10 protein-coding genes and 1 tRNA gene are annotated in these 13674 nt (G+C 72.8%); 9 read left to right on the top strand and 2 right to left on the bottom strand.

Features of this window, described 5'->3' with window-relative positions; genetic code table 11:
* The first annotated feature begins 2 nt into the window (after positions 1 to 2).
* The 9 genes from ABZ370_RS00925 to ABZ370_RS00885 all read left to right on the top strand — a co-directional run bounded on the left by ABZ370_RS00925 (position 3) and on the right by ABZ370_RS00885 (position 10593).
* Positions 3 to 407 carry a hypothetical protein gene (locus ABZ370_RS00925; RefSeq protein ID WP_358614754.1) on the top strand — a complete coding sequence of 135 codons (405 nt, stop codon included), beginning with the start codon at positions 3 to 5 and terminating at the stop codon, positions 405 to 407.
* An 18-nt stretch (positions 408 to 425) separates the two neighbouring features.
* A complete protein-coding gene (locus ABZ370_RS00920; RefSeq protein ID WP_358614752.1) occupies positions 426 to 1226 on the top strand; it encodes a DUF6508 domain-containing protein in 801 nt (266 codons plus the stop codon).
* 20 nt (positions 1227 to 1246) lie between these two features.
* Positions 1247 to 1573 carry a hypothetical protein gene (locus ABZ370_RS00915; protein WP_358614750.1) on the top strand — a complete coding sequence of 109 codons (327 nt, stop codon included), beginning with the start codon at positions 1247 to 1249 and terminating at the stop codon, positions 1571 to 1573.
* Between the two features lie 201 nt (positions 1574 to 1774).
* Complete coding sequence (gene eccD / locus ABZ370_RS00910) at positions 1775 to 3130, top strand: type VII secretion integral membrane protein EccD (protein ID WP_358614748.1); 1356 nt, start codon at positions 1775 to 1777, stop codon at positions 3128 to 3130.
* 82 nt (positions 3131 to 3212) lie between these two features.
* Positions 3213 to 4424 carry a MinD/ParA family protein gene (locus tag ABZ370_RS00905; RefSeq protein ID WP_358614746.1) on the top strand — a complete coding sequence of 404 codons (1212 nt, stop codon included), beginning with the start codon at positions 3213 to 3215 and terminating at the stop codon, positions 4422 to 4424.
* A gap of 67 nt (positions 4425 to 4491) precedes the next feature.
* Positions 4492 to 8466 carry a type VII secretion protein EccCa gene (gene eccCa / locus ABZ370_RS00900; RefSeq protein WP_358614745.1) on the top strand — a complete coding sequence of 1325 codons (3975 nt, stop codon included), beginning with the start codon at positions 4492 to 4494 and terminating at the stop codon, positions 8464 to 8466.
* A 130-nt stretch (positions 8467 to 8596) separates the two neighbouring features.
* The gene (locus tag ABZ370_RS00895; protein WP_358614743.1) at positions 8597 to 10015 is read left to right on the top strand and encodes a DUF6177 family protein; all 1419 of its coding nucleotides are present in this window, start codon (positions 8597 to 8599) and stop codon (positions 10013 to 10015) included.
* 143 nt (positions 10016 to 10158) lie between these two features.
* Positions 10159 to 10422 carry a hypothetical protein gene (locus ABZ370_RS00890; protein ID WP_358614741.1) on the top strand — a complete coding sequence of 88 codons (264 nt, stop codon included), beginning with the start codon at positions 10159 to 10161 and terminating at the stop codon, positions 10420 to 10422.
* Between the two features lie 94 nt (positions 10423 to 10516).
* Positions 10517 to 10593 (top strand) — tRNA-Thr (locus tag ABZ370_RS00885).
* Between the two features lie 62 nt (positions 10594 to 10655).
* Here the strand turns inward: ABZ370_RS00885 and ABZ370_RS00880 are convergent.
* The gene (locus ABZ370_RS00880; protein ID WP_358614739.1) at positions 10656 to 12200 is read right to left on the bottom strand and encodes an alpha/beta hydrolase; all 1545 of its coding nucleotides are present in this window, start codon (positions 12198 to 12200) and stop codon (positions 10656 to 10658) included.
* Between the two features lie 226 nt (positions 12201 to 12426).
* Positions 12427 to 13647, bottom strand: coding sequence for a DNA polymerase III subunit delta' (locus ABZ370_RS00875; protein ID WP_358614737.1), 1221 nt, complete (start codon positions 13645 to 13647; stop codon positions 12427 to 12429).
* Positions 13648 to 13674 lie beyond the last annotated feature (27 nt).

Here is a 13674-nt window from a genome sequence, read left to right as displayed (position 1 = left end):
TTGTGAGCAGTGAGCAACCGAAGCCCTCGCGCTTCGAAGAAGACATGCAGTTCCGGGAGAAGCCGGGCGGAGCGGTGGATTACCAGAACTGGACCGAGAAGCCGGTGCGGTACTTCACCGTGATCGACAAGAACGACGGGTCGATCCTTGGGTACGTGTGGGCCGGTGACGAGGATGACGCCGCCGCCTACGAACCGCATCAGGCAGGTGGCTCCCGCGCCAGGAACCACGGCATGGTCTGGATCGAGCGGCTGCGCGAGGGGAAGGCCCGCGGCCTCCACCCGACCCAGACTCTCGATGAGCTGTACGGCAATTCAGAACTGTCCGGCAGGGGCCGCCCCCTCCCCGGCTCCCTCGCCGACGCCCCCAACGCCGCCGCGGTCGAGGCCCTCGCCAAGACTGGCTGACAGGACAACTTGAGCAACATGCCCGATCCCGTGCACTACATCAGCGTCGCCGCCCCCGACGGGCAGGTGATGGGGTACGTCTGGGGTGACTCCGCCGATGGTGGCTGGGTGGACCGCAAGGCGAGCGGTCTCGGCGCCTACAGGGCGGGGCTGGAGTGGTACGACGCCAAGGTGCGTGGGGCGCGGGAGCGCGGCGTCGCGCCGCTGGACGTCCTCGTCCTCCTCCGTCGCGAACCGGGCGTCGGGCCCCTCACCGCCGTCCCCGATGTGGCCGTGATCGAGGAGCTCGCCCGTACCGTCACCCCGGCCGACGACCGGCGCCTGGTCGCCGCGCTCGACTGGGACGACGCGGCGGCCTGGCGCGAGCTCGCCGACGCCTTCGACTCGCTGACGGACGAGGACCGGAAGGTCGAGTGGGGTGGGGGTCAGGAGAACGCCAGAGGCGTGATCCAGATCCCGTACCCCCGCTACGGCGACGCGCTGTTGCGTGCCGTCAGCGCGCTGAGGGGCGTCGGGGTCCTCGATGCCGAGTATCGGTGGTCGGCCAATCCCCCTCCCCGGCTGTCGCCGGACGGACGGCTGTCACCGGCCGACGCCGTCCGCGCGGCCATGATGCTGGTGCTCGGGGAACGGATCAGCGAGGGGACCATCGACCGGGGGGTGCGGAGCGGCCTCCTGGACGCCACCGTCCAGTCGCTCCGTACCTGGTACGAAACGGAGGGCACCGCACCGCCGCAGCCGGGCGCGCCCCTGGGGTGTACTGCCAACTCACCCATGCCATATGTTCCAAGGACCACGACCCACGCAACGGACCACTGAGGCGACGGACGACAAGACGGATGGCACGGGATTACGACAGCCAGCTGCTGGAGTCGGTGGCGGTGCGCCGGCGCCGGATGCGGGACGCGCTGCTGTTCGGCGCGCAGCGGGCGCGGCGTACGGCGGACGAGCGGCTGGGCAAGGTGTTCGCCGGGATCGCCATCGCCGCCGTGCTGTGCGCGGGCTGCGTCGGATGGTCCTTCCTCCAGCACACTCTGGCGAAGCAGAAGGCCGAGCAGGAGAAGCAGCAGCGCCAGGAACAGCAGTACCAGCAGCCGCCGCAGTCGACACAGACGGCGAAGCCAAAGGACTCCGGGAAGAGTGCGGAGAATTCTCGGGGTTCATAGCGTTCTCCGGCATTACGGCGGCCCACAACTCCCGCACCCAGGAACGGGATTCCGGCACCTCGAGCCACTCGAGCCAGGAATTCCACGCAGTCCCGCACAATTCCCCGCAATTCCCCACAAAAGGGAATGGGCGGGGCACCAGTAACATGTACACGCCGAACAGGCCCGAGTCCTCAACGTCGCGACGATAGGTTCCCGTAAGTGGTGAGCACAACAACGACATCCCGGGCGCAACTCAGCCGGGTGACCTTGGTCGGCGAGCGACGCCGGGCCGACATCGTCCTGCCCTCCGACACTCCGATCGGGCAGCTGCTGCCGGACATCCTGCAGCTGCTGGACGACCGGGCGGCGTCGCGGCCGATGTCCCGGCAGCTGATCACGTCCGACGGCTCCGCGCTGCCGCACGACAGCACGCTGTCGTCGGCCCAGGTCGCGGACGGGGCCGTGCTGCGGCTCGTACGGGCCCATTCGGCGCCGCCGGCCCCCGTCGTGCACGACGTCACGGACCTGGTGGCCGACGACCTCGACCTGGAGGCCTGGCGCTGGCGGCCCGCCACGCGGCGGATCAGCGCGGGCGTGGCCACGGTCGCCTTCGCGGTGATCGCCGCGGTGCTCGCCCGCCGTGAGTTCGCGCTCGACTCCCTCGTGGGCGTCCTGGTCGCGGTCACGCTCGTCCTCCTCGCCGCCGGTGCCCTCGTCTCCAAGATCGGGGAGGGCAACCGCGGACTGGCCACGGCGCTGCTGCTCGCCTCCGGCGGCCTCGGTCTGCTCACCGCGTGGACCGCGGCCGACGCCTACGACTGGTCGGGGACGGCACGGCTGGCCGCCGTCACGGGTGCGCTGGTCGTGACGCTGCTCCTGCTCGGTTACTTCTCGCCGCTCGGCCGCGGCGGGCTCATCGGGGCCGCGGCCACGGCCGGACTGGCCGTGGTGTGGGAGGCGGTCGCCGCGATCCAGGACGACCCGGTCCGGCTCGGCGCCGTGATGGCCGTCTTCTCCGTGATCCTGCTCGGTCTGCTGCCGCGGCTCGCCCTGATGGCCTCGGGCCTCACCGCGCTCGACGACCGCCGCTCCGGCGGCACTTCCGTCAGCCGCCACCAGGTGGGCAACGCGCTCGCGGCCACCCACCGCGGCCTCGCCCTCGCGACGATCGTCACCGCGGCCTCCGCGACGGCGGGCAGCTGGCTGCTCACCCGCGCCGCGACGCCGTCCGTGTGGACGGTGGCGCTCCCGGCGCTGGTGGCCCTGGTCCTGCTCTCCCGGGCGCGTGCGTTCCCGCTGGTCGCCGAGGTCGTGGCGCTCTTCGCGGGTGCCGCGGTCCTCGTCGTACGCCTGGTCGTGGTGTGGATGGAGCACGCCGGGGGCGCCGGGCCGCTCGCCGTGCTGGGCGCGGCCGCGGTGCTGCCGCTGCTGATCCTGGCCGTGCAGCCGCCCGAGCACGTGCAGGTGCGGCTGCGGCGCATCGCCGACCTGGTCGAGTCCATCGGTGTGGTGGGGCTCTTCCCGCTCGCCGTCGGCGCGTTCGGCGTGTACGGACAGTTGCTCGACAAGTTCTGACGCTCCACAAGGATGCTCCACAAGTTTGAGTCGACGCGCAGGCGCTCCGGGCGGGGCAGCAGGGCGGAACAGAAGGGCTGACATGCCGAACGGAGACAACTGGCAGGGCGACGTGCTGCGTGACCTGCGGGCCGGGGCCACACCCCAGGGCGCACCCGGCCCATCGCAGCAAGGCCCATCGCAACAGGGCCCATCGCAACAGGGCGCACCACCCCAGGGCGCACCACAGCAACCCGCGCCACCTCAGCAACCCGCACCGCCACACGGCGCGCCCGGGTACGAAGCGGTGCCGCAGCAGCAGTACCAGCCCCAGCAGCCGTACCAACCGGTGCCGGGTCAGGCCGCCGACGCCCCGATCCGCCCGCCGCAGCGCACCCCCGACTCCCGTCCCGTGATGGACCAGGGGCTCGCCCTGACCGGCCGCAAGCCGCGGCACGGCGAGTCGTTCGCCGCGCGGGCCATGCGCACCCTGCGCCGCACCGTCGCCTCCTCGGCCGCCCGCGAGGTCGCCGACACCACCGCCGGTGCCGAGATCCTCCAGCAGCCCGTGACCACCGGCCGGCAGATCGCCGTGACGTCCATCCGGGGCGGCTCCGGCAAGTCGACCGTCGCGGCGCTGCTCGGCACGGCGTACGCGCACTACCGCCAGGACCCGGTCCTGTTCGTCGAGGCCGACCCGTCGCTCGGCTCGCTGCCGCTGCGGCTCGGCGCCGAGACGCTGCGCTGGACCACCGGCGACCTGGCGGGCATCGTCGAGCCGCAGATGTCGCTGCTCGACGTCACCGGCTATCTCGTACAGCTCCCCAACAACGCCTGGCTGTCGCCCGGCAGCCAGGGGCAGATCGGCGCGATGCTGGAGACCAGGGCGTACGAGCGGGTCATGGTCTCGCTGCGCCGGTACTTCGGCGTGACCGTCGTGGACTGCGAGACGCTGCCCGCCGAGGTCGCCCGGGTCGCGCTGTCCGCCGCCCAGGCGCGCGTGCTGACCGCGCCCGCCACCCTGGAGGGCGTCACCAGCACGTACGCGGTGCTCCAGTGGATGCAGGGACTGCCCCCGCATGTGATCGCCGGAACCGTGGTGGTCCTCACCGAGCTCGTGCCGCACAGCGGACTCGACCTCGGCCAGGCGGTCAAGAAGCTGAAGTCCACCGGGGCGAGCGTCCGGACCCTGCCGTACGACCGGCACCTCGCGGCGGGCGGCGCGATCCGCACCGAACTCCTCGCGCACTCCACGAGGGAGGCCGCCACCCGCCTCGCCGCGGAGGCGTTCCGGCTCTCCCAGCAGCGCCACTGATCCCCATGCCGAGTGATCCCCATGCCGAGCCCGACATGCCGAGCCCGACCGTGAGTGACGGACGCCGATGAGTACCCGACTGATCCACCGCCCGGCCAGGACCGTCCGGCCCCAGGCCGCACCCGAGGCACGCACCATCGAGGCGCCGCCCAACCTCCCCGAGGGGAAGGCGGGCAACATCGCGATGTCGCTGCTGCCCGTCGCCGGTGTGCTGTCGTCCGTGATCATGATGACGGTCGTACGGAACAGCCAGTTCGCCGGGCTCGGCGCGATCATCGTCGTCGTCACCCTCATCGGCACCCTCGGCCTCGCCTTCTCGCAGCGCGGCAAGGCCCAGCGCACCCGCCGCACCCAGCGCGAGGCGTACCTGTCGTACCTGGAGGACCTGCGCGAGGAGCTGTCCGGGGAGGAGCGCGAGCGGCGTGAGCAGGCCGACGTCCTCAACCCGCCGCCGGACGCCCTGTACGACATCGTGCGCGACCCGGCCCGGCTGTGGGAGCGCCGCCGCCCGGACGGGGACTTCCTGCGCGTGCGCGTCGGCACCGGCGAGATGCCGGTACGCGACCTCACGGTCGCCCAGCAGGGCTCGTCGGTCCTCACCCCGCCCGACCGCTTCATGCTGAACGAGGCGTCGGCGCTGATGGACCGCTTCCGCACCGGTACCGAACTCCCCCTCACCGTCCCGCTCGACCGGGTCGGCAACATCAGCGTCATCGGGCCGCGCGAGGACTGCCTGCGCGTCGCCCGCGCGCTGCTCGTGCAGACCGCCGCCACCCACGCCCCGGACGACGTGGCGATGGCGCTCGCGGTACCGGGCGAACGGCTCGCCGACTGGGAGTGGGCAAAGTGGATGCCGCACCTCCTCGACCCCGACCAGCTCGACGGCCCCGTCGCCGCCCGCCGTATCGCCCCCTCACCGCCCCAGCTCGCCCAGCAGATCGGCGCGGAGCTGCGCCGCCGCGCCTCGTACGCGGCCGAGGTGCGCCGGGGGCTGTCCGACAAGGACGCCCTGATCATGACGTCCCGCCTGGTCGTCGTCTCCGACGGGCACGGCGAGGACGCCGTGGACCTGCCGCGCCCCGATGACGCGGTCGGCCTGCGCAACATGGGCGTCACCGTCCTGCATCTGCTCCAGGAGCGGGTCCAGGAGCCGGGACACGTCAGCGTCCGGATCACCGTCGACGGCGACCGGGTGGTCATCGAGGACCTGCGCGAACCGGAACCGATCCACGCCCACGGCACCGTGGACGAGGTCGGCATCCCGTTCGCCGAGGGCCTGGCCCGCATGATCGCGCCGATGCGGCTCTCCGCCGAGTCGCTCGTCGACGCCCCGCTGTCCGGCCCCGTCGACTTCGCCGGGCTGCTCGGCATCGACGACGTGGCCGACCTCGACCTCTCGCGCATGTGGGCATCGCGCGGCGAACGTGCGTACCTGCGCGTGCCGATCGGTATCAGCGACTCCCACGAGCCGGTGCTCCTCGACCTGAAGGAGTCGTCCGAGCTGGGCATGGGCCCGCACGGGCTGTGCGTCGGCGCCACCGGCTCCGGCAAGTCGGAGCTGCTGCGCACCCTCGTCCTCGCCCTGGTCGCCACCCACCCGCCGGAGGACCTCGCCATGGTCCTCGTCGACTACAAGGGCGGTGCGACGTTCGCGCCGTTCGCGAACCTGCCGCACGTGGCCGGTGTCATCACCAACCTGGAGAACCAGGCCGGTCTCGTGGAGCGCGTCCACGCCTCGCTGGCCGGCGAGGTCAAGCGCCGTCAGCAGGTACTCAAGGACGCGGGCAACATCGCCGACATCGGCCACTACGCCACGCTGCGGGCCGAGAAGCGCCCCGACCTCGCCCCCCTGCCGCACCTGTTCGTGGTCATCGACGAGTTCGGCGAACTCCTCACCGCCAAGCCGGACTTCATCGACCTGTTCCTGTCCATCGGGCGCATCGGCCGCTCCATCGGTGTGCACCTGCTGCTGTCCAGCCAGCGCATCGAGGGCGGCAAGCTCAAGGGGCTGGACACCTATCTCTCGTACCGGCTCGGCCTGCGCACCTTCTCCGCCGACGAGTCCCGCACGGTCCTGGACACCACGGACGCCTTCCATCTGCCGCCGCTGCCCGGCTTCGGCTACCTCAAGGTCGACACCACGCACTACGAGCGCTTCAAGGCGAGCTACGTCTCCGGCGCCTACCGCGGTCCGGTGCAGCGCGCCGAGCAGGAGGACGCCGGTCCGCTCGCCCTGGAGTACGACGCGTTCAACACCCTCGCCCAGCCGGAGAATCCGGGTGAGGGGCAGCCGACAGTGCGGCGCCGCGAGACCGGCCCCACCGAGATGCACGTCGTCGTCGGACAGCTGGAGAACGCCGCCCCTCCGGTCCGGCGCATCTGGCTGCCCCCGCTGCCCGACGCGATCGCCCTGGACAAGGCCGCGGGCCCGGTGGAGGTCGGCGCGCGCGGAATGCAGCTCGCCACCCGCCGCGGCCCGCTGCAGGTGCCACTCGGGCTGCTCGACGACCCCACCAGGCAGTGGCAGGGCCAGTGGTACCTGGACCTCACGGTGGCGGGCGGCCACGCCGCCGTCATCGGTGGCCCGCAGTCCGGCAAGACGACCCTGCTGCGCACCCTCGCCCTGTCGATCGCGCTGACCCACACCCCGCAGGAGGTCGGCGTCTACGGCCTCGACCTGGTGGGCGGCGGCCTGCAGGCGCTGTCGGGCCTGCCGCACGTCGGCGGCGTGGCGGGCCGCGCCGACCGCGAGCGCGCCGGACGCACCGTCGAAGAGGTGCGCACCATGCTCGCGGCCCGCGAGGACCTCTTCCGTCAGCACGGCATCGACTCCGTCGAACAGCTGCGTACCCTGCACGCGGCGGGTCGGCTGCCCCAGCTGGCCTCGGCCGAGATCGTGCTCATCATCGACGGCTTCGGCGCGCTGCGCGACGACTTCGAGGAGCTGGACGACGCCGTCATCGACATCCTCAAGCGCGGCAGCGGATACGGCATCCACGTGGTCGCGGGCATGCTCCGCTGGAACGACGTCCGCATCGCGGCCCAGTCGAACTTCGGTACCCGCGTCGAGCTGCGCCTGAACGACCCCAGCGAGTCCAGCATCGACCGCAAGCTCGCCCAGACGCTGTCGCCGGACGAGCCCGGCCGCATCCTCACCGACGGCAAGCTGTTCGCGCAGATCGCCCTGCCGCGCACGGACGGGCTCACCGACGCCTCGGACCTCGGGGGGGTCCTGGAGCGCACCGCCCGCACCGTCCGCGCCACCTGGAGCGGCGACGTGGCGCAGCCCGTACGGGTCCTGCCGCGGGTCCTGGAACCGCATCTGCTGCCCGGGCCGGTCGCCGAGCCGAAGCAGGTGGCCATCGGCCTGGACCAGACGGCGCTCGCGCCCGTCCTTCTCGACCTGTTCGCATACGACCAGCACCTGCTGGTCCTGGGCGACAGCGAATGCGGCAAGACGAACCTCCTCAAGACCATCTCCCAGGGCCTCATGGAGCGCTACGGCGAGGACGATCTCGTCTTCGCCGTCATGGACCCGCGGCGCAGCCTGCGCGGCGCGATCCCGGAGGAGTTCCGCGGCGGCTACGCGTACAACGCCAAGATGTGCGCGGGCCTCGCCACCGGCATCGCCACCGAGCTGGAGAAGCGGCTGCCCGACGACAGCGCGGACACCGAGGACCTGGAGCCGGGCAGCTGGGGCAGCGGTCCGCGGATCGTGGTCCTCGTCGACGACTACGACGTCCTGACCACCGCCGGGCAGGCGCCGCTCACGCCGTTCCTGCCCTACATACCCTCGGCGGTCGACATCGGCCTCCACTTCGTCGTGACGCGCCGCGTCGCGGGCGCCTCGCGCGGCATGTACGAGCCCCTGATGCTGGGCCTGCGCGAGTCGGGCGCCTCGGCCGTCCTGATGTCGGGCGACCGCAGCGAGGGCCAGCTGTTCCCCGGCGTGTACGCGGGCCAGCAGCCCGCCGGTCGCGGGGTGTTCATCCGCAGGGGCCGACAGAACCGCCTGATCCAGACGGTCTACACCCCCGAATGAGCGGCAGCCACCCCACACGGGCCGCGAAGCACACGACGACCACGCCACGGACGACTACGCCACGGGCCGCCGCACCACGGACCACGCCACGGACGACCACGCCACGGACCACGAAGGGCCGGATGACCACATGACCAAGGACGTCATCACCCTCACCCCGAGAATGCCCGACCCGCTGAGCGTGCTCGCCGGTCTGCTCTCCGGCGGCCCCGACAAGCTCGTCGGGACGACGGGTGAAGACGCCGTCATACAGCTCTGCGACCCGGAGGGCCGCCCCCTCGTCTCGGTCGAGGCGCCGATGCTCGTCCAGGTCGCGGGCGAAGCCGAACGGCTGCTCGGAGCCGCCGCGCCCCCGGTTCCGTTCTGGTGGACGGAGATCCGGGCCACCACCGGCGTCGAGGAAGCCGAGCGGCTCGCGGGCACCTTCGCCGCCCGGCTCATCTCCCTGTCGGGCGGCTCCGCGTGGCCGCCGGAGGCCGCGACCTCGCTCGCCGTGGTGAAGACGGACGGCGTGAGCGTCGCGCCCACGCCCGCCGCGGCGCAGCCCGCCGTCGACGCCCTCACCGACAAGGTCGCGGTCATCATCCAGGACCGCCCGGTGGTCTCCATGACGGCCTGGCTCTCGGACGCGTACCGGGCCGCCGGGAACGCCGAACTGGGCCTCCAGATCGTCACGTCCTCCGACGTCCGCCTCTCCCCCGCCGTCCGCAACACCCTGAGCGGCTGGCCGTCGCGCTGGGTCGTGCAGGACGAGCGGGAGGGCTACTACGACGGCCTGTCGGGGGCCGTACTGGCCTGGCAGAACGGCCTGTTCGCCACCATCGAGTCCGACGAGGCGACCGCCGCCGACCCGCACACCCGGGTCGCCGCCTCGTACCAGGAGGTGTCGGACACCGGCGAGCGCCAGTTGGCCGTCTCCTTCCGTACGGTCCACCCCGCCGACGACCGCCTCGTCCTCGGCGGCGCGCTGGAGGCGGTCTGGCGCGAACTCACCGGCGAACCCCCGGTGGGCTGGGGCACGGCCGAACCGGCCAACCTCCCCTGGTCGCTGCGTCAGCTGACCGACCTGGCCCACGACCGGTCCCCCGAACCCACCTGGCTCGTGGTCGTCGGCACCCCCGCCCGCCCCGGCCTGGCCACGGTCCGCGTCAGCCGTACGACGGCGGGCGTGGAGGAGGACGTCACCCTGGCCTTCGGCTACGGGCCCGGCGAGGAACCGCCGCTGGACGCGCTCCCCCGGGCCGCCGAGATCCTGGCCACCCGCCACAACCTCCAGTCGATGCTGGTCCAGCTCCGCAAGGCCCGCCGCGACCTCGCCGTCCCGCCGCGCTTCGAAGGCCCCGGCGTCCCCCTGGCCTTCGTCCTCGGCGCGGAGGAGGTACGCGAACTCCCCGGCGACCGTGCCCGCCGCACCCCCCTGGCCGACCCCCCGGTCCAGCTCGGCCCCGCCACCCGCCCCGCCCTGTACTACCCGCTGCCGGGAGACCCGTCGGACCTCTCCGGCTGGCAGGACTTCGAGCGTCTGATGCGCCACCTCAAGGGAGCCTGACCGGAGCGGAGCCCCACGGCCACCCCCCGTAGCCGAGCGGCGTGGCTTCACCGAACCGGCACATCGAATGAGCGCCCATCGACAACCGCGAACCTTCCCCAACTCGTCTACCACCCTGACCGGCTAAGGAAGTTGAGGGTTCGATGGGTCCCCTGTTCATCATGGTGATGGTCGCCGTGCCCTTCGTGGCGATCGTCCTGATCTTCGCGAAGGCAGCCAAGACCGACTCGAGGAACACCCTCCTCGGCGACGGCCGCCCCCGCCGCTCCGGCGGCTGGTGGGCCGGCGGCGGAGGCGGCAGCTCCTCATGCGGCGGAAACTCGTCCTGCGGAGGAGGCTCCTCGTGCGGCGGCGGGGGTGGAGGCGGCGGTGGCTGCGGCGGAGGCGGTGGCGGAGGGGGCGGCTGACGGAACTCCACCGCCCCGGAACCCCGTACGGAGCACCCCCCGGGACTGTGTAGACTTGGCGGAGCTGGTGCTGCCGATCAGGCGCCACCAGCACGCCGCCTTAGCTCAGACGGCCAGAGCGACGCACTCGTAATGCGTAGGTCAAGGGTTCGATTCCCTTAGGCGGCTCCACTGAAGCCCAGGTCACACTCTGTGTGACCTGGGCTTTTTGCTGGGCTGTTCCCGCCGTGTGGTCAGGTGCAGCGGCGCTTGGCGGGGGTGGGGGGTCGGCCGGTGAGGAGGTAGGTGTTGATCGCGGTGTCGACGCAGCGGCTGCCGCGGGCGTAGGCGGTGTGGCCGTCGCCGTCGTAGGTGAGCAGGGTGGCGGAGGTGAGCTGGGAGGCGAGGGCGCGGGCCCAGCGGTACGGGGTGGCGGGGTCGCGGGTGGTGCCGACGACGACGATGGGGGCGGCGCCCTCGGCCCGGAGGGGGTGGGGGTGGCCGGTCGGGCGGACGGGCCAGTAGCCGCAGTTCAGGGCGGACCAGGCCAGGGTCCTGCCGAAGACGGGGGACGCCTTCTCGAAGGCGGGGAGGGACGTGCGGACGTCGGCGGGGGTGCGGAAGGCCGGTGGGAGGTCGAGGCAGTTGACGGCGGGGTTGGCGTACATGAGGTTGGCGTACGAGCCGTCGGTGTCGCGCTCGTAGTAGAGGTCGGCGAGGTTGAGCAGGCCCTCGCCGTCGCCGCGCCGGGCCGCGCGGAGGGCCGTGCGCAGCTGGGGCCAGGCGCCCTCGTCGTACATCGCGGTGATCACGCCGATGGTGGCGAGGGATTCGGTCAGCGTGCGGGAGCCGCCGGTGGGGACCGGGTGGGAGTCGATGCGGCGGAAGAGGGCGCTGAGCCGCTTGCCCGCGGCGGTCACGGTGCCGGTGCCGAGGGGGCAGCCGGAGCGGTGGAGGCAGTCCCGGGCGAAGGCGGTGAAGGCGGTTTCGAAACCGGCGGTCTGGTCGCGGTTCATGCGCCGGGAGGTCAGCGTGGGGTCGAGGGCGCCGTCGAGGACGAGGCGCCCGGAGCGGGCCGGATAGAGGTCGGCGTAGGTGGCGCCGAGGAAGGTGCCGTAGGAGGCGCCGACGTAGGCGAGTTTGCGGTCGCCGAGGGCGGCGCGCAGCAGGTCCATGTCGCGCGCCGCCTCGACGGTCGAGACATGTCCGAGGACGCGGCCGGAGCGGGCCGCGCAGCCGCGGGCGAACTTCTTGTACGCGGCGACGAGCCGACGGGTCTCGGCCGGGTCGTCGGGGGTCTGGTCGGTCCGGGTGAAGGCGTCCATCTGCCGGTTGTTCAGACAGGTGACGGGTTCGCTCCCGGCCACGCCGCGCGGGTCCATCGCGACCAGGTCGTACCGTGCGCGGACCGGCGCCGGGTAGCCGATCGCCGCGAAGCTCTGCAGATAGCCGATCGCGGAGCCGCCCGGGCCGCCGGGGTTCACCAGGAGCGAGCCGATGCGGCGGGCGGAGCGGGTTGCCTTCTTCCGGGAGACCTCCAGTTTGAGGTCGTGGCCGGTGCCGGGCCGGGCGTAGTCGAGCGGGGCCTTCAGTGTGGCGCAGTCGAAGCCCGCGCCGCCGGGGCACTTGTGCCAGCTCAGGGTCTGTTCGTAGTAGGGCTTGAGGGATGTGGGGACGGCCTTCGGCAGGGACGCGGCGCCCGGCGCCGAGGCTCCGGCGGAGCAGCCGGAGAGCAGCAGGGCGGCGCCTGCGACGGCGACGCCGATGGTGGTGAGCGTGCTGCTGCGGCTGATGGCCATCGGCGAATCCCTCGGGTCACGGGTGCCGACGAGGAGCCGTCAGCGATACGGAGGGTAGCCGCACCGCTACGCTTCATGCCGCCATGGGGTCACTCGGACGGGTGAGGGACGGCCTCGGCGGCTCTGCCATCCCCGGCGGACCCAGCTGATCCAGCGGGCCTGGCTGCTCCGGCCGCTCCGGCGGGCCCGGCAGCCCCACCGGCCGTCCCCACCGGGCCCCGGCGCCTCAGCCCGCGCGCAGGGCCATGGTCATCGCCTCCACCGCCAGCAGCGGCGCCACATTGCGGTCCAGCGCCTCGCGGCAGGCCGAGACCGCCTCGATCCTGCGCAGCGTCCGCTCCGGCTTCGAACCCGACGCCACCCGCTCCAGCGCGTCCCGCACGTCGGTGTTGGCGAGGGCGACCTGGGAGCCGAGCTGGAGGGCCAGCACGTCCCGGTAGAAGCCCGTCAGCTCGGTCAGGGCCAGGTCGAGGCTGTCGCGCTGGGTACGCGTCGCGCGGCGCTTCTGGCGGTCCTGGAGGTCCTTCATGGCCCCGGCCGTGCCGCGCGGCAGCCGCCCGCCCGTACCGGCGGCGGCGCCGAGCGCGGCGCGCAGCTCCTCGGTCTCCTTGGTGTCGACCTCCTCCGCGACCTGCTTGGCGTCGTCGGCCGCCGCGTCGACCAGCTCCTGCGCCCCCTTGAGGCAGCCGCCCACGTCGTCGATGCGCAGCGGGAGCTTCAGCACCGCCTTGCGGCGGGTCCGGGCCCGCTCGTCGGTGGCCAGGCGGCGGGCGCGGCCGATGTGCCCCTGGGTGGCGCGGGCGGCGGAGGCGGCCAGCTCGGGGTCGATGCCGTCGCGGCGGATCAGGATGTCGGCGACGGCGTCCACCGGGGGCGTACGGAGGGTGAGGAGGCGGCAGCGGGAGCGGATGGTGGGCAGCACATCCTCCAGGGAGGGTGCGCACAGCAGCCATACGGTGCGCGGCGCGGGCTCCTCGACGGCCTTCAGCAGCACGTTGCCCGCGCCCTCGGTGAGGCGGTCGGCGTCCTCCATGACGATCGCCTGCCAGCGGCCGCCCGCGGGGGAGAGCTGAGCGCGGCGGACGAGCTCACGGGTCTCCTTGACGCCGATGGTGAGCATGTCCGTACGCACCACCTCCACATCGGCGTGCGTGCCGACCAGGGCGGTGTGGCAGCCGTCGCAGAAGCCGCAGCCGGGGGTGGAGCCGAGCGACCGGTCGGGGCTCACGCACTGCAGCGCGGCGGCGAAGGCCCGGGCGGCGGTGGCCCGGCCGGAACCGGGAGGTCCGGTGAACAGCCAGGCGTGCGTCATCTTCGACGACGCCATGGGCGCGGAGTCGGGCACGGCCGACGAACCGGCCCTGACCAGCGCTTCCGCGTCACGCGCGGCAGCGGTCAGCTGGGCCGCTACTCGGTCCTGCCCGACCAGGTCGTCCCATACCGCCATGGCTGCCTCCGCCGTTCGTGCCCAACG

This window comes from Streptomyces sp. NPDC005962 (assembly GCF_040629205.1).
Lineage (GTDB): Bacteria > Actinomycetota > Actinomycetes > Streptomycetales > Streptomycetaceae > Streptomyces.
Note: the sequence above shows the minus strand (reverse complement) of the source record. Positions and strands in the feature narration are given on the sequence as shown.